Below are 24,647 nucleotides of genomic sequence, written 5' to 3'. Positions count from 1 at the left end.
TGCGGCTTTTTTTATTTATGCAATACAAAAGAGAAATTATCAGCGTGCTCACCGAGGCCGGCGAGGAAGGTCTTTCGGTTCGGAAGATTGCTTATCACGTATTCAATGCCTGCAATTCACTGTTTTGCGCAGTGAGCTATGATGAGATTTATCGTTCGGTAGCCACTTATTTGGCGAGTAATTCCAAGATTCCCGAATCGGTGATCATGCGGACCGATCGGCGCGGAATCTATCGCCTGAACCTTGAATCAAAAGAAACACAACAGCTCATGATACAATTTCAATTCGCAGACGAATCTGTTGTCGATCCGTTTATTGATCATACTTCTTCGGAAGAAGACCTATCTTTGTCTCTATTCTGATGTTCGGTGCAGATAAAACAGCCTGCACTTCTGTTCAGATTAAATAAAAGGGAAGCCACCTTTGGGGTTTAATTCTTAATAAATTGCAAATAATAGGGGTACTACGAGTTGTTTTTATCGTTATTGATTCGTCGTAGCCTACGACGAGCAGTTCTCGCAGTTTTCCATCGATTGTACCCCTACGACGAGCAGTTTCTCTCGCTTTTTGATCTTCGTAGGCCTACGAAGACCAGTTTTCGCTGTTTTCCATCGATTGTACCCCTACAACGAGCAGTTTTGTCAAGCCCAAAGATATGATTCAAGAAAGAATAGTTAAACTTGGCACTTGTTTATGGAAGCCGCCAAGGAGTTTCCTTTATCTAAAACACCTTTCATCTTTCTTTTATTTTGTTGTTTGGAACATTTAATCTATCTTTGCAAAGTAAATTCTTGAAATCTCGAAATGATATGGCACAGAGCAACAATCACTTAGTTATTATGGCAGGGGGCGTCGGTAGTCGTTTCTGGCCAATGAGTACCAGTGAGAATCCGAAACAGTTTATTGATGTTTTGGGTGTCGGACGAACCTTACTTCAACTCACTTTCGATCGTTTTGCTGGTGTTTGTGCATCCGATAACGTGTGGGTGGTTACCAATAAAGCATATTTAGATATTGTCAAGGCACAACTACCTGAGATTGCTGTGGATCATATCCTAACAGAACCATGTCGACGAAACACGGCCCCATGTATTGCTTATGTCAGTTGGCGCATCAAAGCGCAAGATCCAAAAGCCAATGTCGTAGTAACTCCGAGCGATCACATTATCACAGATCCTGTCGGATTCCGCCGTGTGATAACAATGTGTCTGCAATTTACAAGTGAAACAGATGCCATTCTCACGTTAGGCATGAAACCGACACGCCCAGAGACGGGTTATGGATATATTCAAGCGGATATGAGTACGACATCAGCACGCAACAAAGAGATTTATCGCGTGGACTCATTTCGCGAGAAACCGGATTTGCAGACAGCTCAGAAGTATATCAGCAACAGTAATTATTTTTGGAATGCAGGTATTTTTATTTGGAGCGTCAGCACAATCGTCAATGCCTTTCGGGTGTACCAACCTGCTATTAGCAAAATCTTCGAGAGCATGCTCAATATTTATGGTACAGATAAAGAACAAGCTTTGATTGACGAACGCTATCCGGAGTGTGAAAACATATCTGTGGATTATGCCATTATGGAGAAAGCCGAGGAAATATTCGTGTGTCCAGCAGATTTCGGATGGAGCGATCTCGGCACATGGGGCAGCCTTTGGACACAGACGAAACACGACCTTTACGGCAACAGCAGTATCGGTGATAACATCACGATGTATGACTCCCATAATTGCATCGTACACACAACACAGGAAAAGAAAGTCATCATTCAGGGACTGGATGATTACATTGTAGCAGAATATGACGATGCTTTACTCGTCTGCAAATTATCGGAAGAGCAAAAGATCACACAGTTTATAGAAACGAAATAAGATCAATTAAAGCACATGAAAGCGGCTTTAATCACAGGTATAACAGGTCAAGATGGTTCATACTTGGCCGAGTTTTTAATTGAAAAAGGATATGAGGTCCATGGACTTCTGCGTCGTTCATCTTCGTTTAATACCGGTCGTATAGAGCATTTATATTTAGATGAATGGGTGCGCGACACGAAGAAGCAGCGTTTGATCAATCTGCATTGGGCGGATATGACAGATTCTTCCTCACTTATTCGCATCATCCGCGAGATTCAACCCACCGAAATCTATAATTTAGCAGCACAGAGCCATGTGAAAGTTTCATTCGATGTGCCCGAATACACAGCCGAGACAGATGCTGTCGGCGTATTACGACTATTGGAAGCCGTGCGGATCTGCGGACTTGATCAGACATGCCGAATTTATCAGGCATCCACATCCGAACTTTACGGCAAGGTGCAAGAAGTGCCGCAACGTGAAACCACACCCTTTTATCCTCGTTCACCTTATGCGGTGGCGAAACTCTACGGTTTTTGGATCATGAAGAATTATCGTGAGAGCTACGGGATGTATTGTTGCAACGGCATCCTGTTCAATCATGAGAGCGAACGCCGTGGCGAGAATTTCGTTACCCGTAAGATCACGTTGGCAGCTTGCCGAATTGCCCAAGGATTCCAAGAAAAGTTATATCTTGGCAACATGGATGCGCGGCGCGACTGGGGCTATGCCAAGGATTATGTGGAATGCATGTGGCTGATCCTGCAACAGCCCCAACCCGACGACTTTGTGATCGCTACGGGCGAAATGCACACCGTGCGCGAATTTTGCACGTTGGCTTTCCGTGAGGCTGGCATCGATTTGCGTTGGGAAGGTCAAGGCATTGAAGAGAAAGGTATAGATGCAGCCACAGGCAAGGTGCTGGTGGAAGTCGATCCGAAATATTTCCGCCCGTGTGAAGTAGAGCAATTGCTTGGCGATCCGACCAAAGCGCGCAAGCAATTGGGCTGGAATCCCACCAAGACTTCCTTTGCCGAACTAGTCAAGCTGATGGTAGCGCACGATATGAAATTTGTCAAGAAGTTGTATCTCAAAGCGCAACTCCCGGAATAGATAACCATGTTAAGCAAGGATTCAAAGATATACGTGGCCGGACATCGCGGACTGGTCGGCTCGGCTATATGGAATAATCTGCTCGACCGAGGCTATCACAACCTTGTGGGGCGCACACATCACGAACTGGACCTAACCGATCAGCAACACGTCCGACATTTCTTCGACAAAGAACGTCCCGACGCCGTGGTTTTGGCTGCGGCATTTGTCGGCGGAATCATGGCCAACTCGTTGTATCGGGCCGATTTCATCATGCAAAATATGAAGATGCAATGCAATGTCATCAGCGAGAGTTTCGCACACGATGTGCAGAAACTGCTCTTCCTCGGCTCCACCTGTATTTATCCCAAGGCGGCTCCCCAACCAATGCGTGAAGACGCACTGCTCACGTCGCCGCTTGAATACACCAACGAGGAGTATGCCATTGCCAAAATCGCAGGCTGAAGATGTGCGAGAGCTACAATCTCCAATATGGCACCAACTACGTGGCGGTGATGCCGACCAATCTCTATGGCCCCAACGATAATTTCCATTTGGAAAACAGCCACGTCATGCCAGCAATGATGCGCAAGATTTATTTGGCCGATCTAATCAAAAAAGGAGATTGGCGATCAATCGAGGCAGACATGAACAAACGACCGGTCGAGGGCATTACGGGCAGCCATTCCCACGAAGAGATACTTCACGTGCTGGCTCATTATGGCATTTACAACAATAAGGTGGTGCTCTGGGGCACAGGTCATCCACTGCGAGAATTTCTATGGAGCGAGGATATGGCCGATGCCAGCGCACATATCCTGCTCCATGTAGACTTCAGAGATATTATCGGAATAGACAATTATTCCTCCGTGTTCTATGGTCGAAAGACCGATGGTGCCATCAATCGTAATTCCTCAGACAGACGAGGTGGAGCCATCCCTTCGTTAGGAGAGATTCGCAATTGCCACATCAATGTGGGAACGGGCAAAGAACTCACCATCCGCGATCTGTCTGTCTTGATAGCCCAAACCATCGGGTTTGACGGAACCATCGAGTTTGATACGACCAAGCCTGACGGCACACCGCGCAAACTCACCGATGTGAGCAAACTCCATGATCTCGGTTGGACTCACCATGTAGAGATCGAAGAAGGCGTTTGTCGTCTGTTCGATTGGTATCGTAACAGCATCGCGACAACAATAGCCTGAGCCTTTTGCAGACAAGCAAGGCATCCCCCTTTCACATTTTCCCATCCATCATCAGCTATATAGCTCTTCGAGGAGAGCTATATAGCTTTTTGAAAAGATCTATATTGCTCATCGCGAAATCCAACGCAACTCTTGGTAAAATCCTATGTTGGGTTTTGAGAAGCAGTATATAGGTGGTGCACGAGAAGTATGCTGGTAGTCGAGGAGAGGTATACGGACAGTCGATGACTACTATACTACTGCTCACGCAGCCTGTGCCGGAATGATAAATGAAAGGCGGAGAAAAACGGATGATCGCATTCGTGTGCCATACGGAAACATAAACAAGAAATGACGAACTGCTCATCAAAGCAGTTCGTCATTTGTTATTCTTGCTCCTCCGATAGGTGCTGGCTGATCAAGCGATCAGCTACATGGAGGAGGGACGTACGTTATTGGTTGACAAACTTAACCTTCTGGGTCAGTTTAGCCAACTTAGCATTCAATTCATTGATCTTCTTCTCCAACTTCTGAATCTTCTTCTGACTGGCAGCCAACTTATTGTTGGCCTTCTTCACTTTATTCAGCGTCTTGGCACGTTCTTTGGCTGCTTTAGCCGTGGCCGACGCATCTGACGTGGAATAAGAAGTATAAGACGAAGCATTGGCAGCAGCGTTGGCTTCGGCAGCCTTCTGTTGCAATTGTGCTGTTTCGTCAACAGCCTTCTGGTGTTCTATTTTCAATTTATTCAACTGCGTGTTAAGTTTCAGAACCTTCTGCTGTTGCTTCATCGACTCCATCTTGGTGTCTCCTTGTGTCAAGCTGGAGCAGGCCGTGCTTAACGAAAGCATCATCAACGATGCCAAAAATAGTTTCTTCATAACTCTATATTTTTTATCTTAAACGCTGCAAAGTTACAAAATATTCGTAATACGCAAGCAAATTATTGTTTTTTCTATCCTTGATCGCTGGGAAATAGTCCCTCGATATATTTACAAAGGATGCCGATGCCCTTGACATTCTCACCACCCTGCGGAATGATGAGATCGGCATAGCGCTTAGTTGGCTCGATAAACTGTTCGTGCATCGGTTTGAGCACCTGCAAATAACGATCGACGACCATCGAGACAGTGCGTCCGCGATCAATGGTGTCACGCTGGATGTTCCGAATCAGTCGCTCATCGGGATCACAATCCACGAAGATCTTCAAGTCCATGACATCGCGCAACTTCTTATTGAGCAGCGTCATAATCCCCTCGATAATGATAACGGGCTTCGGTTCTACATGGATCGTCTCAGCCAATCGATTGCATTGCAGATAGGAATAGGTGGGTTGCTCAATGGCACGGCCTTCGCGCAAATCATTGACTTGTTTGATCAAGAGTTTCCAGTCGAAAGCGTCGGGATGGTCAAAGTTGATAGCATGCCGTTCTTCTTCTGTCATACCAGTCGTATCGTTGTAATACGAATCCAATGGGACCACCGCCACATAATGCGGCGGCAGGGTTTCTACAATCTTCTTCACAACGGTGGTCTTACCTGAACCTGTGCCACCGGCAATTCCAATGATGGTCATGAGTGAGTTTTATGGATTTATGCGTTTTATGAATGGGTGAATCTGTGAGCTTATAAGGTCATTGTGAAGACCACATAAACTTATATGCTCACAAACTCACTCAGTAACAAACTCTTGTATATTTCGGCCTTGCTTTCCACGCGCATCGGATAAGCTCGCGAACTACTCGGCATTCGATAAAGACGCATGGGGCGTCCCTCGAAGACAAAGTCTGTAAAGTGACCAACCTTGGGCGAGGTGATACCGAAATGGGCAACGACGACCGATGTGGCCAATTGTCCCGTGGTGACAATAGCACGACACAATTTCAGCTGTCGCAGCATGGCATCTAAGTCAGACTGCTGGACAATCTCTAAATCCTTGTCTGAAGCCGTATTCTTGGTGCGACAGACACGCAAGGCCGTATCAAAGAGAGCAATTCCCCGCTCTTTCAACAAGGCAATAATCTTATCTATATCGAACGTCTTTCGGCCTTTGACTACAAAATAATCTTTATCCTGGAAAAAGATGAGGCCAAAGATACGCCACATGTCATTTTGGAAATTAGGATAATAAAACTCCATGCACCAGCGTTTCGGTGCAGGTGGGAACGTGCCCAGCATCAATATCCGAGCGTTCTCGGGCATAAACGGCTCGAAAGGATGTGTCTCTATCTCCTTCATTGATTCTGCTCCTTGACAAGATAAACCACAACCGGCAGGTGATCGCTGTATCCGTCGAGCCACACACCACCTGCTGTGGTGCGCTTAGGGCCTCCTTTGTAAGCTCCTTCTGTCTGCAATAGATAATCGAAACGACACACTTGATTCTTCCAATATCTCAATGTTGAGAAATCTTTCTGTCCCTTTCTGTTGAGCAAGTTAGGTGTCAGCACGATTTGATCGAAAAGATTCCATGAACCTTGATACTGCAAAGTGCCCTTTCCTTCCTTAGCTAAGATATTATACCAAGGATTAAACATGTCATCAGCCTTCACATCCTCGATATTCGCTTTAGCCCCAAGCACTTCGTGCATACTTTTATTAATGGGATCATCATTCATATCCCCCATCACCAAGACTTTACAAGCCGGATTCTCTTTCAGTAACGAGTCTTTGATCGCTTTCACCTGTCGGGCTGCCGACTCTCGATAAAACGGAATACTGAAACGACTCGGCCAGTGACAAACCACCACCGCCAACGATTCACCGGCCATCTCTCCGCTCACCGTGAGGAATCCGCGTGTATGGAAAGCGCTGTCTTTCTCCAACTCCTGTACATAAGGAATGAGGCGCGAAGACTTCACCTTGAAAAGTGCAGGATTATAAAGCAGCGCACAGTCTATACCGCGTCGGTCAGGCCCTTCGATGTGTATATATTTGTATCCGCGTGCATGCAAAGGAGCTTGCGCTGTGAGATCATCCAATACCTTATCGTTTTCTACCTCGCTGAGTCCGATAACGGCACATCCCACTTGTGGCAAGACATCTGTCCCCATATCAGCAAGTGCCCTCGCCATATTACGAAGTTTATGAGTGTATTTCAACCCATCCCATTTATAAGAGCCGTTTGGCAGAAAGTCATAGTCATTCTTTCCTGCATCGTGACATGTGTCGAAAAGATTCTCCTGGTTATAAAAACCGATGGCATAAACAGCAAATTTCTTCTCGGCAGATGCCGACATTGAGACTAACAGCGATAAGGCTATCGCAAAAAGATGCTTCTTCATCATGTATTTCATTGTTAAGTAAACTTCTCAAAGATAGTGAATCTGAGATGCAAATGTCGTAAAATAATCCGATAAAAAGGCATTGTTGATGATTTTTCTCATAAAAAGTCTTTCTTTTTTAAAACTTATTTTGTTACTTTGCAGCATAAAGAATATAATTATTAATCATTTTCAACTATGCAGAAAAAGCTGAGATTAGCTGTAATCGCCTTGTGTTATACGTCTCTGACATTTGCTCAGAGCACCAAAACACAGCAACAGACGGCCAAATCCATTGATGAATCGGCCTTCACTTTCTCTGAATCGCAGTTGGGAGAGGATGACGACATGTCACAAAACGTGACTATTCTCAATTCCAATACCAACGTCTACGCATCACAAGTGGGGTATCTGTTCTCGCCGGTAAGATTCCGTTATCGTGCTTTCAACCCAAAGTATAACGACATCTATATCAATGGAATGCCGGTAAATGACATGGAATCGGGACAATTCCGCTATTCAATGATAGGTGGTCTCAATCAACAGACACGCAATGTAGATTTTGCATTGCCTTTCGAGAACAGCAACTTTGCCATAGCCGGCATGGGTGGAAGCAACAATTATAACTTCCGTGCTGGTAATATGGCGGCTGGTCACCGTGTTTCTTTACTTGGCTCGAATGGCAATTACACCCTACGTGGCATGTACACGTATGCTTCGGGATTCAACAGCAAAGGCTGGGCGATAGCCGCAAATGTCACTTATCGTTGGGCAAATCGCGGTTATGCAGAGGGAACTTTCTATAATGCGCTCTCTTATTTCTTTGCTGCTCAGAAGCAATGGAACAACGGACACTCCTTGTCATTCAGCACTTGGGGAAACCCAACAGAACGTACCTCGCAAGGTGCTTCGACTGATGAGGCCTATTGGCTGGCCAATGATTATTATTACAATCCTTATTGGGGCTATCTCAATGGACACAAACGCAACTCGCGAGTGATCAATGATTTCGCACCGTCTGCTATCCTCACATGGGATTGGGACATCAATAAAGATATGCGGCTCACCACTTCACTTTTCGGGAAATACAGTATATATAAGAGTACGAAACTCAATTATAGCAACGCAGAGAATCCTCAACCCGATTATTGGAAGAACATGCCAAGTTCTTTCTATGATGTTTGGGGAGAGCGCAATGCCACTAATCCTAACACCAATGCTGCCGCTTTGAGCGACTGGCAAGCAGCTTATGACTACTGGACAGCATCGAAAGCCAATCGGCAAATCAATTGGGATCGCCTTTATTGGGCTAACGAACAGGCCGGAAAGAACGGAAACGATGCTCTCTATTACGTTCAGGCCAAGCACAACAATAATGCAACAATTACGCTTTCTTCTGTTTTAACCACGCATATAAATAAGAATAAGGTATGGAATGTGGGCCTTGTACTAGGTCAAAATGAAGGTCGCCACTATCAGACGATGGATGATCTCTTGGGCGGAAAATCTTTCCACAATATCAATACTTTTGCTTTGGGCGATTATCCGGCTTCAAGTGATGCTATCCATTATGATCTCAACACAGCCGGTCCCAATCGTTTGGGTAAATTGGTGTATGAAGGAGACAAGTTTGGTTATGATTATCGAATCACTCTTCACAAGGCCTTGGTGTGGAGCAATTACGCTATTACTACAGGCAGATGGCATTTGATGGTAGCCGGGAAGATCGGAGCCACAGATATGAGCCGCTATGGTTACATGCGTAATGGTCTCTTCCCGGAAAATTCTTACGGTCGAAGCGGTCGTGCGAAGTTCGGTGAAGGCGGTGGGAAAGGTGCTGTGACACTTGATGCTGGACGCGGACATGTATTTAAACTTGGTATCGGTTACGAGTGGCGTGCTCCTCAAGCAACAACAGCTTTCGTTTCACCGGAAATGAATAATGATTTCGTTTCTAACTTGAAAGACGAGCATGTGCTGAGCAGCGACATCAGCTACCAATACCAAAATGCGTGGCTGCACGCCAATCTGAGTGGTTATTACAGTCGATTAGACCACATAACGGAGTGGCAAAACTTTTTCTTCGACGACGTAAACTCATTTACTTACGTCTCCATGACAGGTATTAAGAAAGAATATTATGGTGTAGAATTAGGTATGAGATTCAAACTCACCTCGTATCTTGACTTGAAAACACTCGGCACTTGGAGTGAAGCGAAGAACATCAATAACTCACGTGTGGCTTACTTGAACTCAACCTCGGCTAAAATGACCAAAGACATTGTCATGAACAAGGGTATGCGTGAATCGGGGACGCCGCTTACAGCCGGCAGCATCGGACTGAGCTTCCATCAAAGCGGCTGGTATGTGGATCTGAATATGAACTATTACGATCGCATCTATCTATCTTACACGCCGAGTTTCCGCTATCAAGGCACACTGACAACAATGCACAGCATTGACAACGAAGGCAATTTCATCGTGCCGGAACAGGCCAAAGGGCATGGCGGATGGATGATGTCGGGTAGCATTGGTAAATCTGTTCGTCTCCGCAAAGGACAACTCAATTTCAATCTCATTGTCAACAATATTCTCAATAATCAACGAATCGTAACCGGCGGATATGAATACAGCCGGAGCAATTACACGGTTAAGGATGACGGTACGCTCAATAAGATGCGCACTTACTCTTTCCTTCATAATCCTAAAAAGTATTATGCCTTCGGAACAATCGGTATGTTCCAGGTTTCTTACAGATTCTAAAAATTCCAACGATATGAAAAGACTGACATATATTATAATGATAGCAGTCGGCACTTTGCTTGCTTCCTGTATGGGAAGCGACTACGCAGGTCCCGACTTAGATCAAAAAGGAACGCCATGGGGCAATAATAGCCTGACGGAATCAAATGTTATCACAGTCGCTCAACTAAAAAACGCTTATCAAGCTGCTATCTCCGGCAACGGATATAAGGAGATAACAGATGATCAACAACTGAAAGTCATCGTCACGGGTAACGATATTCAAGGCAATCTCTATCAACAAATTGCCGTACAAGATAAGACTGGTGCCTTGATCGTCGGTATCGGTGCAACTGGTCTCCACGGTTATCTTCCCGTGGGACAAGAGATTCTTATCAACCTCAAAGGCTTGATCATAGGAGGTTACGGACAGCAGGCTCAACTCGGAGGTATATACACTAATGCCACAACAGGAGCACAATCCGTGGGTCGAATGAATCGATTCACATGGCAGGAACACTTCAAACTCATCGGAGAAGCAAACGCATCTAAGGCCCAATCATTAGCAGAAGAGTTTGATTTAAGCCGTATCGCCGATACCAAATACTTGGAATCTAACGCCGGAAAACTGATGACAATCAAGAAAGTAGCCTTTGTTGGTGCTGACGGTAAGGTTGTTTATGCCCCCAAGAGCCAGAAGGACAAAGCCGGAAGTGTTAATCGGCAATTGAAAGATTTATCTTCGGACACGAATATCAGCACTGGAAATTTAGTGGTCCGTACCAGCACGTTTGCTAACTTTGCCAATGAGATAGTGACAAAAGACACTATTAATCTCACCGGAATCTTCACTCGTTATCGTAACACATGGCAAGTTTTGGTGCGATCAACAGCCGATATAGAAAAGACTGTATTGGCTTATTTCAGTGAAACATTTGCCAAAGGAAAAGGAAAATTCACGATCAATAATGTAAAATTAAGTGGAGGCTCAATCAAGTGTGGTCGCACGCTACCTATAATGGCATTTCTTATATGAAAGCCGGCTCCTATGCCAGTGGTAAAAATAATGACGCCGAGAGTTGGTTAATATCGCCTGTTATCGATTTGAGCAAAATCAAGAAAGCAACATTGTCTTTCAAGCAAGTCATCAATGCCTATTTCGGAAAGCTGGAAGATGAAGCCACTGTTTGCATTAAGACAGAAAAAGGTAAATGGGAGCCCTTGAAAATCGGTTATCCGGCCAAACCCGAGAAAGGCTTTACAACGTTCTCGACTCCCGGAGCCACACAACGTATCGACATAACGAAGTATGCCGGTAACAAGATTCAGGTGGCTTTCATTTACAAGGGATCATCAACTGCGGCAGGAACTTGGGAAATCAAGGACTTCAATATCGAATAATCACATCATTATTTGCAATCAATAAAAGAATATCAATATGAAAAAGTTCATTTATTCAATGTTTGCGCTGGCTATGACAGCCATGACTTTCATCAGTTGTGAAGATGTACCGGCGCCTTACAATTACCCAACCAAGAATGAGGAAAAGCCCCAAATAGCCGATCCACAAGGAACAGGAACGAAAGCAGACCCATTTAATGTGTCTGCTGCTCATAACTTTATCAAAGCCGGAACAGGTTTAGACCAAGAAGTATATGTGAAAGGTAAGATTGTATCCGTACAGGAAGTGGATGCCGCTAAATACGGAAACGCCACCTATAACATATCTGATGACGGAACGGCTAATAATCAATTGAAAGTGTTTCGTGGTTTTGCACTCGGTAAAAACAAGTTTAAAGCAGAGGGAGAAATCAAGACCGGCGACGACGTGATCATTTGCGGTAAACTAATTGACTTCAATGGTACGCACGAGTTTACACAAGGCAATTTCATCTATTCGCTCAACGGCCAAACAGCCGGCGATCCTTCGTCTGAGGGTGATCCCAAAGGTAGCGGCACACAGACTGATCCTTACAATGTGGCAGGCGCTTTAAAGGTGATCAAAGCACTTAAAGCCGATGTCAATTCAAGCGATATGTATGTAAAAGGCAAGATTGTTTCGATTAATAAAATAGATGTAGGATATGGCAATGCAACCTATTATATCTCAGACGATGGCACTGCCAATAATCAGCTTTACATCTTCCGCTCGAAAGGATTGGGCAATCAGAAATTCACATCCGACAAGGATCTCAAGGTGGGAGACGATGTAGTGGTCTTTGGGCCGTTCATCAATTTCAAAGGCAACACACCCGAGTCGGTTACCAACAAGACATATCTCTACTCTTTGAACGGCCAGACTTCAGGCGGCGTTACACCTCCGACACCGTCAGGCGACGTTGTAACCATCTCTGGAAAAACGGTCACAATGACCAACAAAACTGTCACTGCGAGCACGGAAACCATTGAAGTGGATTTGGCAAAACAAGGTTTTGAACATAACAAACCCGTCACGACGTTCACTCTAACGGATGGAACGATTATCACCTTTGATGCTAATGGGGAGACAAATGTTCCCTTATTTCATTCTAAAACCAAAGGAGTGCGCGTCTACAAAAACAATACCATCACGATCAATGGTAAGAAAGCAATCGCCAAAATTGTATTTACTTGCGATTCGTTTAAAGACACCGATTATGTGGGTAATGCCAAAGCAACCATCAAGTTTGATGGTGTGAAAGCCGTTTACACCAATGTCTTTACCGAAGCAAGCGGAGGTGGTGTTCAGCTTCGCGTGCAGAAGATCACAATTACCTATGCTAACTAAAAACATTGGGAAATATTTGGTTGACTATAAAATTCTTCGTAATTTTGCAACCCATACAAAATAGAATCAAGATTAAACATTAAATTAAAAATGAAAAAAGGTATTCACCCAGAAAACTATCGCCCCGTCGTATTCAAAGATATGTCCAACGGCGATATGTTCCTTACAAAGTCTACTTGCAAAACAACAGAGACAGTAGAATTTGAAGGCGAGACTTACCCCGTGGTTAAGATTGAAATCTCAAGCACTTCACACCCGTTCTACACCGGTAAGAGCAAACTTGTTGATACGGCAGGTCGTGTTGATCGCTTTATGAACCGCTATGGTAAGATCAAAAAATAGAATATAGCAAGATATATTTATTGGAATCAAAGTGCGTTCGACCGTAGTTGCATATACGGTTGGCCGCACTTTTTTATATGACTTATATGATAGATGTTTTCAAAAAGATAGCTTTCGCATGCTCATTAACGGCTTTTCTCACGGCATGTAACGGTGAATCGAACAGTGAAAAGCCACAAGTTGCAACCAATGAAAATGCCAATGTCGTAACAGGTCGCATCCCGCAAGAAGTCAAGCGATTAGAGTTTCCCAAACTCAAAGGCGGCAATAGCATCGTCCTTGTGCATAAGACAAATGACCGATACGGCGTGAACTATTCCACGGAATGGGACACGCAACTGTCGGCTCAGCGTTGGTCGTGCTATCAAATGTATGACAGCAATAGCGGCGGACACGTCGGTCGTTATGATACCAGCAGTGGTTATCCCAATGACGAACTGCTCCCCACAGATTACCAACTGCAATCCGATCCTTATTATCGGTCTGGATTCGACCACGGGCATATCTGTCCGTCGGCCGATCGACAGTATTCCAAGGAAGCCAATCGGCAAACATTCTTCTTGACCAACATGCAACCGCAGTTCAAAGAGTTCAACCAAGTGGACTATTTATGGGAACAGATGGAAGAACAAGTGCGTAGTTGGAATACATCAAGCTTTCGCGACACGCTTTATGTCGTTAAAGGCGGCACCATTGACAATGGACTTATTTTGCAATATCTCACAAGAGGCACCACACGGATCCCCGTTCCAAAGTATTTTTTTGTTGCCATTCTCTGCAAAAATCAGGCTGGTTATAAAGCGCTCGGCTTCTGGTTTGAACACAAAAAATATGCAAAGAAGCGCAATTTAGGCGATTATGTCAAGAGTATAGACGAATTAGAGAACCTCACTCACATCGATTTTTTCTGCAATTTGCCGGATAATATCGAGAGTCATGTGGAGAATTTGTCTGTCGATAACATCAAACGAGCGTGGGGTTTGAGGTAACTCTGCCGGAGAAAAAACAAAAAACGGCGAACAAGAAAAGGTAAAATACGTCACACAAACAGATAAGCCTGACAGAAAAATACTGTCAGGCTTGTTTTATTTCACACGAGTCGACCGAATTGTCGACATCATTCCTCAAATACAATTTTCATCTGTTTGGCATTTGTTAAGTAGCGTTCGAAATAGAAATCATCCACTTCTCCCCCATCGGCAGCATAGAGAAATCCTGTGAAGACACGATCATTGAGATTCAGTTCTTTATAAGGGATTCTCATCTTGTAATCCCCTTTCTGCTCTTTATAGGTGAGATAAACATCTCCCGATTGCCGATCGATTTCCCAAGAGAATGCTCTCACATAATCTGCATTGTCGGATTGATTTCCTTTTTTAAAATCATACTGCATTCCTGTGCCGCCAATGGCACGACTATGACGCTGTATAAATTCGATGTCTGTGCTGAAATCGACGCTGTCTACTGCCTTTCCGCTCTTGTCAACTTCATAAGCTCGCAGTGTGCCACGCCATTTTCCGGCCATCGTTTGAGCCATCGAAATCCAGAAATCATCATCATTATTTTGTCCTTGTTGATCTCTGCCATAGTGATAATAGTAATTATCCGTCTGGTAATAATGATCTTCTTCGCATCCCGTCAGGGCCAATGGCAGCACAGCTATAGCCGCAACAGCCATCCATGTTATCATCTTTCTCATTGCTATTTTACGTTGAATGTTTAAATTCTTATGCTTATGATACTTATCGGAAACATTTCCAAACCTTGCATCCAATGTTATTTCCTTATTTCGACCGAATGAATCTGACAGGTCGTTCACTCACAGAGGCACTGTCTGTTACGGCCCGACTATACCCGTAATAACTCCAACCGTAATCAAAGTCATTCCAATTAGGCGATGAAACATGCGTCAGACTGAAATCCACCATTTGTGTTCCATGATAGATCGTACCCTGAAAGTAATTGTCATTCAATCTATAATCACGAATCATAACCGATGTTCCTTCCTCTACAAAATACACAGCAATGGTGCCATTATCCACTGTCCAATTGATATGATTGGCTACATAGTTCCTACCCCAACCTGTATTTCGGTAATAATCAATCCAATAACCCGATCCCGAAGAATAAGTGTAAGGATCGCGCAAGAAGCAAATCTCCGAATAAGTGGCATCATATGTCCGGCCATTATACGTCGATGAAACATACATATTACCTCTCCACGTCCCTTCCAAGGTGTAAGCTATATCGGAATCTTCATCACATGAGGTGAAAGTGAATGACAACAATGTCACCAACATCATCGCCATCAAAGTCGAAATCTGTTTCATTGTTCTGCCGTTTTAATTTGTTTATACGCTTGTTTATTTCTGCTGCAAATATAGAAAAGAGAAAACTGCCCGGCAAACTGTTTCACATATTTCTGTATAGGACAACTCCTACCCAGCCAAGGGATTTCCCTAAATATGCTTAATTACAATTACCAAGCCACTGCTTCTTACCCAAATTTGCTATCTTTGCAACGTTATCAATAAAAGAAAAGATAAAAATGAAAACAGTTTATGATTTTTCTGTTAAGGACAGAAAGGACAAAGAAGTATCTCTGAAAGAGTACTCCGAAGAGGTTCTCCTCATTGTTAACACAGCCACAAAATGCGGTTTCACTCCCCAGTACGAAGAATTGGAGAAGCTGTATGAGAAATATCACGCACAAGGATTTGAAATATTAGACTTCCCTTGCAACCAATTTGGACAACAAGCACCGGGTACCGACGAGTCGATTCACGAGTTTTGCAAACTCAATTACGGTACGGAATTTCCACGATTCAAGAAGATCAAGGTCAACGGAGACGATGCCGATCCGCTCTATAAGTTCTTAAAGGAGCAGAAAGGATTTGCCGGTTGGGATATGAGTCATCCCATTGCGCCCATCTTAGACAAGATGTTGACAGAGGCAGACCCCGATTATAAGCAAAAGAACGACATCAAATGGAATTTCACTAAATTCCTCATCAACAAGAAAGGCCAGGTTATTGCCCGCTTCGAACCTACTGAAAAGATCGAAAATATAGCTCGAGAAATCGAGGAATTACTGAAATAACACACAACAACCAATGTGGAATGATCCATGTGGAATGATGCTTACGACATGAACGTAATGACAAATCGAGAATAAATTCAGCATCACCTCACATGAATCATTCCACATTTTATATACAAAATTCACGATGCCGCAGGCATCATTTCATATTTCCATATTCATAATTCAATATTCAAAATGGACTCAAAAGAATACACGCGCTGCCTAATTATCGGTAGCGGACCGGCAGGATACACAGCTGCCATTTATGCAGGAAGGGCTAATCTCAATCCCGTTCAGTATGTCGGACTGCAGCAGGGAGGCCAACTCACACAAACAACAGAAGTAGAAAACTTCCCCGGTTATCCCCAAGGGGTGGACGGCAATCAGATGATGATGGATCTGAGAAAGCAAGCCGAGCGTTTCGGTGCAGATATTCGAGACGGCGTAATCGTCAAAGCCGACCTCAGTAAACGGCCTTATCTGCTCACCACCGACCGTGGAATTGAGATCAAAGCAGAGACCGTGATCATCGCAACAGGCGCTTCTGCCAAGTATCTCGGCCTCGAAGACGAGAAGAAATACAATGGACAGGGCGTCAGTGCATGTGCCACCTGCGACGGTTTTTTCTATCGCAAGAAAGTCGTTGCAGTCGTAGGTGGCGGCGATACAGCCTGCGAAGAGGCCACTTATTTGGCTGGGTTATGCAGCAAAGTTTATATGATCGTGCGCAAACCGTATCTTCGTGCCTCCGAGGTTATGAAAAAACGGGTGGAAGAAAACGAGAAAATCGAGATCCTTTATGAGCACAACACACTTGGTCTTTACGGTGAAAACGGACTCGAAGGAGCGCATCTTGTCAAGCGAAAAGGCGAAGCCGACGAGCAAAAATATGATCTCCCGATCGACGGCTTTTTCCTTGCCATCGGTCATAAACCCAATACTGACGTGTTCAAAGACTGGCTCGACCTTGACGAAGTGGGCTATATCAAAACCATCAACGGCACTCCCCGCACTCAGATTGCCGGTGTTTTTGCGGCCGGAGATTGCGCCGATCGCGTCTATCGGCAGGCTGTCGTAGCCGCAGGAAGCGGTTGCAAGGCTGCTTTAGAAGCAGAACGCTATCTGGCGGAGATTAATAAATGAACAAAGCATTTATCCCTATCCCCTCGCTCACAAGGTGAGGGGATTTTTTGCTGTGTGACCAACCGCAATATAATCCGCACTGCCCTATTCTATCTCTTGCTCCTTGCGGGAGAGAGAACAGAGATGGGATCGTTTCTCATTCACTGTTAAACGGCGTGCGTTTAACGGTGAATTGTTTTGCAAGTAAGCACCAGTTGCAAGACATTTAACAGTCAATCACGAGGCATGTCACATCCGGTTTGTTTCTTGATGAGTCGCAAGACTATTCCCACTTGCCATCAATAACTCTTCGTTTCAGTCTCAATCGACATTTTAAAAGAAAGATTTGCTCATATCATTTTTTATACTTAAATTTGCAACCGATAAGGCCTCGTAGTTCAGCTGAATAGAATGCAGGATTCCGGTTCCTGAGATCGCGGGTTTGAATCCCGCCGAGGTCACTCTCTTTGACATAGGTTCTTCCTTTCTTCCGGCCGAAGAACAAAAGATGTCGAAATCAAAACCTCATTTCAACTTTTGTCCGGACAACGTCGGAGTCGGGTGAAACGAGCCATGTGTCTAAACCGAATTTCAAAACCAATAAATACGAATACTGTATGGAATTAGCAGAAAGATTCATCAATTACACGCAATTCGACACCCAGTCGAACGACGATTCGGAGAGCGTGCCCAGCACTTCGAAACAGTTGATCTTTGCCGAATATCTCAAAAAAGAACTCGAAACGGAAGGATTCAGCGATGTAGAGATGGACGAGATGGGCTATATTTATGCTACACTCCGGGCCAATACGAAAAAAGAAATACCCACGATCGGATTTATTTCTCACTATGATACGAGTCCTGATTGCAGCGGAGCAAACATCAAAGCACGCATTGTGAAAAGCTATGACGGCGGTGATATCGAACTGTCGCCAGGCATTGTGTCGTCGCCCGAAAAATTTCCCGAACTGCGTGCACACGTGGGCGAAGATCTGATTGTGACCGATGGGACCACGCTTTTGGGTGCCGACGACAAAGCGGGAATCGCCGAAATCATGCAGGCTATGTGTTGGTTGCGCGATCACAACGAGGTGAAACACGGCGATATACGCATCGGATTCAATCCCGATGAGGAGATCGGGCGCGGCGCTCACCATTTCGATGTAGAGCGGTTCGGTTGCCAATGGGCTTACACCATTGATGGAGGAGATCTCGGCGATTTAGAATACGAGAACTTCAATGCAGCTGGTGCTAAAGTATATATTAAAGGTGTGAGTGTTCATACAGGTTATGCCAAAGGTAAGATGATCAATGCCAATCGGCTGGCTTGCGAATTTAATGCACTCATTCCCGATACAGAGATTCCCGAATCGACCGAAGGTTACGAGGGATTCTATCATCTTTTGGGCATCGAAAGTCGAACGGAAGAAGCTAAACTCACCTATATCATTCGCGATCACGACCGTGAACGGTTTGAGGATCGCAAGGATTTCATCGAGGAATGTGCCCGCAAAATGAACGAGAAATACGGCGAAGGAACTGTCAATGTTGAGCTGAAGGATCAATATTACAACATGAAAGAGAAGATTGATCCCAATATGCACGTCATCGAAATCGTGTTGCAGGCGATGCAGCAATGCGGTGTTCCGCCGAAAGTGGAACCGATTCGCGGTGGAACTGACGGTGCGCAGCTCAGTTTCAAGGGACTTCCCTGTCCCAATATCTTTGCCGGCGGTGTGAATTTCCACGGTCCTTACGAGTTTGTTTCCATTCAAGTGATGGAGAAAGCAGTGCAGGTGATCACGAAGATTTGCGAAATCACCGCTGCTTATAACGATTAATTCATTCGGCCACGGACACTTCGATCTGTGGCTTTATCCTTTCTTTTATGGCCGAATTGCCGAATCTGGTCAAAGATCTTGCACTTATTTTGGTCGTTGCGGGAAGCGTAACGCTTATTTTCAAGCGTCTCAAGCAGCCGTTGGTGTTGGGATATATCGTGGCGGGATTCCTCGTTTCGCCTCACATGCCTTATACAATGTCGGTCATTGATGAGGCAGATATACAGACGTGGGCAGACATCGGCGTAATCTTCTTGCTGTTTTCGCTCGGACTGGATTTCTCTTTCAAGAAGATCATCAAGATGGGAATGGCCCCCGTGATCGCTGCACTTACGATTATCTTTTGCATGATGATGCTGGGAACAAGCGTCGGACATGCTTTCGGTTGGAGTCGGATGGACTGCCTTTTTCTCGGAGGTATGTTGGCCATGTCATCTACTACCATCATCTATAAGGCTTTCGACGATATGGGATTACGCCAACAACGATTTGCAGGATTGGTGATGAGCGTGCTGATTCTCGAAGATGTGTTAGCCATTGTGATGATGGTGATGCTGAGTGCGGTGGCTGGTGGATCGAGTCCCAACGGCGAACAGATGGCTGGAATCATCTTGAAAATCGTATTCTTTCTCGTTCTTTGGTTTGTCATCGGCATTTTCCTTATTCCCATTCTATTTCGACGCACACGTCGACTGATGAACGATGAGACAATGATTATCGTCTCCTTAGGCCTCTGTTGTGCCATGGCCGTTTTCTCGTCGGCCGTCGGATTCAGCAGTGCTTTCGGTGCTTTTGTGATGGGAAGTATTCTTGCCGAGACGATCGAAGCAGATAAAATTATCCGTCTTGTAGAGCCGGTGAAGAACTTCTTCGGTGCTATTTTCTTCGTGTCTGTCGGTATGTTGGTCGACCCGAAGATCCTTATGGAATACGCATTCCCCATCGGTATCCTCATACTTGCCATTCTCTTAGGACAAGGAATATTTGGAACGGCAGGCTTTATGTTGAGCGGTCAGCCTTTGAAAACATCAATGAAATGTGGGTTCTCAATGGCGCAGATTGGCGAATTTGCTTTTATCATCGCCTCACTCGGACTCTCGCTCGGCGTCATCGGGCGATTTCTCTATCCTGTGGTGGTGGCAGTTTCGGTCATCACAACGTTTCTCACACCTTATATGATACGCTTTGCGGAGCCTTGTTACAATCAAATCGAGCGACGATTGTCGAAGAAATGGATCCGCAGACTCAATCATCTCGGTGCTGCCCATCACTCTTCGGCAGCCGAAGTCAACAATTGGCGTTCTCTCCTTCGACAACTGCTGCTTTATATTTTGGTTTATTCTATTCTCAGTGCAGCTGTGATCGCGCTGATGTTTACTTTCTTTCTGCCGTTTATTCGTCACATTTTGCCGCATTGGTGGGCCAATGGCGTGTGCGGGGTATTGACTGTCGCCTTCATTGCTCCGTTTCTTCGGGCAATGGTCATGAAGAAAAACCACAGCGAAGAGTTTAAATCTCTTTGGACACAAAGTCGTCTCAACCGACTCCCACTGACTTTTACGATCTTGGTGCGTGTGATCATTGCTGTTACATTCGTCTTTTACGTGTGCAATTATCTCACACGATTCACCAACGCACTGATGATCAGTATTGCTGCAACGGCCATTATCTTGATGGTGCTTTCACGTGGATTGAAACGCCGCAGCATCATGCTCGAGCGCGTTTTCATACAGAATCTTCGCTCGCGAGACATTGCCGCGCAAGTCAAAGGTCGTAAGAAACCGCTTTTTGAAGGTCATCTCTTAGATCGAGACATCCATATTTCTGATTTCGATGTGCCCGAAAATTCGGCGTGGACGGGTAAAACACTTCGTGATTTACAGTTTCGCAATCGTTTTGGTGTGCATGTCAGCAGTATTCTTCGCGGTCGGCAACGCATCAACATACCCAGCGGCAGCAATGTGATCTTCCCCAATGACAAGATTCAAGTCATCGGAAACGACGATCAATTGCGTGCTTTCGGTGAGGCTCTCAAAGGTGAGCAGATTGCAGAAGATCCTGATATCGAGAAGCGCGAAATGAAACTGCGCCAATTGATTCTCACGTCCGACAGTCCGTTTATCGGCAAGACGCTGCGCGAGAGTGGCATTCGCGACCAATACAATTGTATGGTTGTGGGTGTGGAAGAAGGTCAAGAAAACCTTGCTCTCATCGATCCTTCCCGTCGTTTCGAGCAAGGAGACATCATTTGGATTGTCGGAGAAGAGAACGCACTGCGCCGACTCATCCAATAATTTTTCATGATTAACGTGAGCTTGATCAATTCATCAATGTCTTTTGATCAGTGTATTTCAAAGATATCAGCATTAATGGTAATGAAGAAACAAGACTTGTCCGTTGCGTCATTGTGACGTTTGTCGTAACGACGTAGCGACTTTGATCATTGTTAAAACAGATTTTGCATCAAACTCACCACGTTAAGATAATTCCAAACTGAGCAATTCGCACAACTTTTCGATAGCGGGATTCTTCTGTTTCATCTCCTCAAAGAGTTCACGTTTGGTCAAAACCTTGCGCACTTCGCCTCCTTCGGCCAAACGAATATTGAGTTGAATGTCGTCATTATGCAAATTCCGGACCAGCGTTAATCGTATTTTTCCTTTAATCTTACTGATTTCATCAAGGATCAAATCATTATCCACCACCACTTCCACATGCGGAAGTGTAGTGATTCGGGGTATCATGTTCTTCATCCGGGCCGCAAGACCGGTCATTTCTTGCGGCATTCGGTTACACATCATCATCCATTGCAATTCCAAAGCATCTTGCGTGAACGATTGATGTTCGCCCATGGCCGTGTCTTCCACGGTTTCTTGGGGAGTGACTGAGGGTGTGTGCCCCCTCAAATCACTGAACGTCAGTCCCATCGAACCTAAATTCAGACGCGCTCCGACCGCAGGAGACGGAGCCGGTGAGATCGACAGAGGATTGGATTGAGATGCGGAAGGCTGAGGATTGTCTGCCCGGTGTTGCACCGCCTTCGTCTGATGCACAGTCGGTTTCTCATCCCCGGCCACCTGTATAGCCGGTTTCGGTTGAGAAAGAACTAAATTCTGAAACAGGGATTTCAATCGTTTGGGGCTACGCCCCGCACCCTCGGTATCGTCGGATTGCGTGATCTGCGCCACTTGAATCAGCGTCAGCTCCACCAACAGGCGTTTATTGCTGCTTTGTCGATAGTTGATATCGCAGTGATTCATCAGTTCCAAAGCTTTATAAAGAAACTGTGTGGGACACTTCGCGGCTTGTTCTTGAAAACGACTACGCTGTTTTTCGCTCACTTCGAGCAGCGGAAGTGTTGCCGAATCCTTAGCCATCAGCACATTGCGGACGTGCATTGCAAGACCCGTGATCAGATTTCCGCCATCGAATCCTTTACCAATAACCGTGTTGAGCAACACCATCACATCGCTCACCCGATTTTGTAAAGCCAGATCAATGATACGAAAATAATTGTCACTGTCCAACACATTGAGATCTTCTATCACCTTTTGATAAGTGATATTGCTCTGGCTGAAACTCGCCACTTGATCGAATATCGACAGCGCATCACGCATTCCGCCATCGGCCTTTTCAGCAATCACATTGAGTGCTTCCTCTTCATAAGCGATGTTCTCACGTTCGGCCACCATTTTTAGATGATTGATGATGCCCTGAACGGTCATTCGCTCAAAATCATAAATCTGACAACGAGAGAGGATCGTGGGCAAAATCTTATGTTTCTCGGTTGTTGCGAGAATGAATATAACATGTGCCGGCGGTTCTTCGAGTGTTTTCAGAAAAGCGTTAAACGCTGCCGTAGACAACATGTGCACCTCATCAATAATGAAAACCTTATATTTCCCCACCTGCGGCGGTATGCGGGTCTGGTCCATCAGAGCCTTGATGTTCTCCACAGAGTTATTGCTTGCGGCATCAAGTTCGAAGATATTGTAAGACCGCTGTTCGTTAAAAGCCTCGCAACTCTCACAATGATTGCAAGCCTCTCCATCTTCGGTGGGTGTCAAACAATTAATGGCTTTGGCGAAAATACGGGCACACGTGGTCTTACCAACGCCTCTCGGGCCACAGAAAAGATAAGCGTGCGCCAATTTACCGGTCCTGACCGCATTCTTCAACGTTGTCGTCAAAGCCGACTGACCAACAACAGTATCAAAAGACATCGGACGGTATTTGCGCGCAGAAACAATGTATTCGTCCATATAGAAATGAATTTTTCGAGGCAAAAGTACGTAAAAAACTCGACATTATCGATATTATTTCCTACTTTTGCAGCCGTAAATCAAATCGGAATGAACTATCATTTGGGCTTTCTTTGGAGATTCATTGGCCGTCACAAATATTTGATTGTGATAGTTATTGGTGTGATCGTCATTGGATTTCTCGATGAAAACAGTTTCATGAAACGCGTGCAATACGAGTTACAGATCAGCGAACTGAAAGAGCAAATCAAGGCATACAAAGCGCAACACGAGACCGACTCAACGAAACTCCGCGAACTGAAACGCAATCCAAAAGCCATTGAGAAGATTGCACGCGAACGCTATTTTATGAAAGCCAACGATGAAGACATCTATGTCCTGAGCGATGACGAACAACCGACAGATAACAACAATGAGACAACAAAATAAGATACAAAGTGCCATTTTCCTCATCGGAGGACTACTGATGGTAATCGGAACAGGCTGTTACGTATTTATGTGGCAGCAGAAGATCGTGTGTTGGCTTTTTGCCACAGGCACATTGATGTTCACAGTAATACAAGCGATGCAACTGTATGCGGGCAACAATTTCGTGATCAAGCGCCTGAAACGCATTCAGACCATAGCCGATATCTTCTTTATCTTGTCTGCCCTTCTGATGATCGACTCAGCCTATCAGTTTCTCTTGCCACTCTTCGGAGGACACGGAGGTTCTGGCTATATGAATTACATACAATATGTTTACAACAAATGGGTCTTGTTGCTCCTCATTGCAGCCCTCCTCGAAATCTATACCACGCATCGGATCAGCAGCGAATTGAAGAAAGAAAAAGGGCTATGAGCTTTCGCTCCCTTCGCCCTCTAAGTTAGGGGATTGGGAGTCTGAACGAGCGAGAATATGATAAAACAAAAGCAAATATAACCAGCAGCGCATCCATGCAAAGCCCCCTCCCGACTTCTCTGCACCCTTTAAAGTCATATATTTGCAAATCTCGGAAAAGTCTTAACACACACAAGCTCGAAAATCAGAAAAACGACGCTTCCAAGTAGTTGGAAAACTCGAAAATCAGAAAAACAGCGCTTCCAAG

22 protein-coding genes, 1 tRNA gene and 1 pseudogene are annotated in these 24,647 nt (G+C 45.0%); 17 read left to right on the top strand and 7 right to left on the bottom strand.

The genetic code is table 11. The features are described 5' to 3' along the window. Window positions 1-17 precede the first annotated feature (17 nt). The 4 genes and pseudogenes from JCM12259_RS06605 (at window position 18) to JCM12259_RS14255 (ending at window position 4,159) form a co-directional block, all read left to right on the top strand. Window positions 18-362: a hypothetical protein gene (locus tag JCM12259_RS06605; RefSeq protein ID WP_025065862.1), complete on the top strand. Its 345-nt coding sequence runs from the start codon at window positions 18-20 to the stop codon at window positions 360-362. 447 nt (window positions 363-809) lie between these two features. Further along, window positions 810-1,877: a mannose-1-phosphate guanylyltransferase gene (locus JCM12259_RS06600; protein ID WP_025065861.1), complete on the top strand. Its 1,068-nt coding sequence runs from the start codon at window positions 810-812 to the stop codon at window positions 1,875-1,877. A 15-nt stretch (window positions 1,878-1,892) separates the two neighbouring features. Further along, a complete protein-coding gene (gene gmd / locus JCM12259_RS06595) occupies window positions 1,893-2,972 on the top strand; it encodes a GDP-mannose 4,6-dehydratase (RefSeq protein ID WP_025065860.1) in 1,080 nt (359 codons plus the stop codon). 6 nt (window positions 2,973-2,978) lie between these two features. Next, window positions 2,979-4,159 (top strand): annotated as a pseudogene (locus tag JCM12259_RS14255) (GDP-L-fucose synthase family protein). A 431-nt stretch (window positions 4,160-4,590) separates the two neighbouring features. On the opposite strand, the gene JCM12259_RS06585 reads toward JCM12259_RS14255, so the two are convergent. The 4 genes from JCM12259_RS06585 to JCM12259_RS06570 all read right to left on the bottom strand — a co-directional run bounded on the left by JCM12259_RS06585 (window position 4,591) and on the right by JCM12259_RS06570 (window position 7,422). After that, window positions 4,591-5,019 (bottom strand): hypothetical protein, encoded by a 429-nt coding sequence (locus tag JCM12259_RS06585; RefSeq protein ID WP_025065859.1) that lies wholly within the window; start codon window positions 5,017-5,019, stop codon window positions 4,591-4,593. A 74-nt stretch (window positions 5,020-5,093) separates the two neighbouring features. Continuing rightward, complete coding sequence (gene udk, locus JCM12259_RS14250) at window positions 5,094-5,714, bottom strand: uridine kinase (RefSeq protein ID WP_036888671.1); 621 nt, start codon at window positions 5,712-5,714, stop codon at window positions 5,094-5,096. A gap of 80 nt (window positions 5,715-5,794) precedes the next feature. After that, entirely contained in the window at window positions 5,795-6,376 is a 582-nt protein-coding gene (locus tag JCM12259_RS06575) for a uracil-DNA glycosylase family protein (protein ID WP_025065858.1), read from the bottom strand. Beyond that, entirely contained in the window at window positions 6,373-7,422 is a 1,050-nt protein-coding gene (locus JCM12259_RS06570; RefSeq protein WP_025065857.1) for an endonuclease/exonuclease/phosphatase family protein, read from the bottom strand. Before JCM12259_RS06570 ends, JCM12259_RS06575 begins: the two co-directional genes overlap by 4 nt. 177 nt (window positions 7,423-7,599) lie before the next feature. Here JCM12259_RS06570 and JCM12259_RS06565 point away from each other — a divergent pair, with 177 nt between their 5' ends. The 6 genes from JCM12259_RS06565 to JCM12259_RS06545 all read left to right on the top strand — a co-directional run bounded on the left by JCM12259_RS06565 (window position 7,600) and on the right by JCM12259_RS06545 (window position 14,241). Then, window positions 7,600-10,164, top strand: coding sequence for a TonB-dependent receptor (locus tag JCM12259_RS06565; RefSeq protein WP_025065856.1), 2,565 nt, complete (start codon window positions 7,600-7,602; stop codon window positions 10,162-10,164). Window positions 10,165-10,177: 13 nt separating this feature from the next. Continuing rightward, window positions 10,178-11,179, top strand: coding sequence for a DUF5689 domain-containing protein (locus tag JCM12259_RS16150; RefSeq protein ID WP_234396572.1), 1,002 nt, complete (start codon window positions 10,178-10,180; stop codon window positions 11,177-11,179). Continuing rightward, window positions 11,176-11,544, top strand: coding sequence for a choice-of-anchor J domain-containing protein (locus tag JCM12259_RS17270; RefSeq protein WP_036888669.1), 369 nt, complete (start codon window positions 11,176-11,178; stop codon window positions 11,542-11,544). Before JCM12259_RS16150 ends, JCM12259_RS17270 begins: the two co-directional genes overlap by 4 nt. A gap of 37 nt (window positions 11,545-11,581) precedes the next feature. Further along, complete coding sequence (locus JCM12259_RS06555) at window positions 11,582-12,910, top strand: hypothetical protein (protein ID WP_025065855.1); 1,329 nt, start codon at window positions 11,582-11,584, stop codon at window positions 12,908-12,910. A 90-nt stretch (window positions 12,911-13,000) separates the two neighbouring features. Then, a complete protein-coding gene (locus JCM12259_RS06550) occupies window positions 13,001-13,252 on the top strand; it encodes a type B 50S ribosomal protein L31 (protein WP_025065854.1) in 252 nt (83 codons plus the stop codon). A gap of 77 nt (window positions 13,253-13,329) precedes the next feature. Next, a complete protein-coding gene (locus JCM12259_RS06545) occupies window positions 13,330-14,241 on the top strand; it encodes a DNA/RNA non-specific endonuclease (RefSeq protein ID WP_234396571.1) in 912 nt (303 codons plus the stop codon). A gap of 128 nt (window positions 14,242-14,369) precedes the next feature. Here the strand turns inward: JCM12259_RS06545 and JCM12259_RS06540 are convergent, their stop codons facing one another. Then, entirely contained in the window at window positions 14,370-14,951 is a 582-nt protein-coding gene (locus JCM12259_RS06540) for a hypothetical protein (protein ID WP_025065852.1), read from the bottom strand. A gap of 85 nt (window positions 14,952-15,036) precedes the next feature. Further along, the gene (locus tag JCM12259_RS06535) at window positions 15,037-15,582 is read right to left on the bottom strand and encodes a hypothetical protein (protein ID WP_025065851.1); all 546 of its coding nucleotides are present in this window, start codon (window positions 15,580-15,582) and stop codon (window positions 15,037-15,039) included. 218 nt (window positions 15,583-15,800) lie between these two features. Here JCM12259_RS06535 and JCM12259_RS06530 point away from each other — a divergent pair, with 218 nt between their 5' ends. From JCM12259_RS06530 to JCM12259_RS06510, 5 genes are all read left to right on the top strand, one after another. Continuing rightward, window positions 15,801-16,352, top strand: coding sequence for a glutathione peroxidase (locus JCM12259_RS06530; RefSeq protein WP_025065850.1), 552 nt, complete (start codon window positions 15,801-15,803; stop codon window positions 16,350-16,352). A gap of 177 nt (window positions 16,353-16,529) precedes the next feature. Then, window positions 16,530-17,477 carry a thioredoxin-disulfide reductase gene (gene trxB, locus JCM12259_RS06525; protein ID WP_025065849.1) on the top strand — a complete coding sequence of 316 codons (948 nt, stop codon included), beginning with the start codon at window positions 16,530-16,532 and terminating at the stop codon, window positions 17,475-17,477. A 366-nt stretch (window positions 17,478-17,843) separates the two neighbouring features. After that, window positions 17,844-17,917 (top strand) — tRNA-Arg (locus tag JCM12259_RS06520). 156 nt (window positions 17,918-18,073) lie between these two features. After that, window positions 18,074-19,297, top strand: coding sequence for a peptidase T (pepT, locus tag JCM12259_RS06515; RefSeq protein ID WP_025065848.1), 1,224 nt, complete (start codon window positions 18,074-18,076; stop codon window positions 19,295-19,297). Window positions 19,298-19,344: 47 nt separating this feature from the next. Further along, window positions 19,345-21,591, top strand: a complete 2,247-nt coding sequence (locus JCM12259_RS06510; protein WP_025065847.1) for a cation:proton antiporter — start codon at window positions 19,345-19,347, stop codon at window positions 21,589-21,591. A 183-nt stretch (window positions 21,592-21,774) separates the two neighbouring features. On the opposite strand, the gene JCM12259_RS06505 is transcribed toward JCM12259_RS06510, so the two are convergent. Then, the gene (locus tag JCM12259_RS06505) at window positions 21,775-23,559 is read right to left on the bottom strand and encodes a DNA polymerase III subunit gamma/tau (RefSeq protein WP_025065846.1); all 1,785 of its coding nucleotides are present in this window, start codon (window positions 23,557-23,559) and stop codon (window positions 21,775-21,777) included. Window positions 23,560-23,649: 90 nt separating this feature from the next. On the opposite strand from JCM12259_RS06505, the gene JCM12259_RS06500 reads away from it, so the two are divergent. Both JCM12259_RS06500 and JCM12259_RS06495 read left to right on the top strand, forming a co-directional pair. Beyond that, on the top strand, window positions 23,650-23,988 hold the full coding sequence (locus JCM12259_RS06500; RefSeq protein ID WP_025065845.1) for an FtsB family cell division protein: 339 nt from the start codon (window positions 23,650-23,652) through the stop codon (window positions 23,986-23,988). Further along, on the top strand, window positions 23,972-24,400 hold the full coding sequence (locus JCM12259_RS06495) for a hypothetical protein (RefSeq protein ID WP_025065844.1): 429 nt from the start codon (window positions 23,972-23,974) through the stop codon (window positions 24,398-24,400). Before JCM12259_RS06500 ends, JCM12259_RS06495 begins: the two co-directional genes overlap by 17 nt. Window positions 24,401-24,647 lie beyond the last annotated feature (247 nt).

Origin of the sequence: Hoylesella enoeca JCM 12259 (assembly GCF_000613405.1) — a bacterium.
In the GTDB taxonomy this organism is placed as follows: Bacteria; Bacteroidota; Bacteroidia; order Bacteroidales; family Bacteroidaceae; genus Prevotella; species Prevotella enoeca.
The sequence above is the reverse complement of the archived record's forward strand: the minus strand, read 5'-3'. Positions and strand labels throughout refer to the sequence as shown.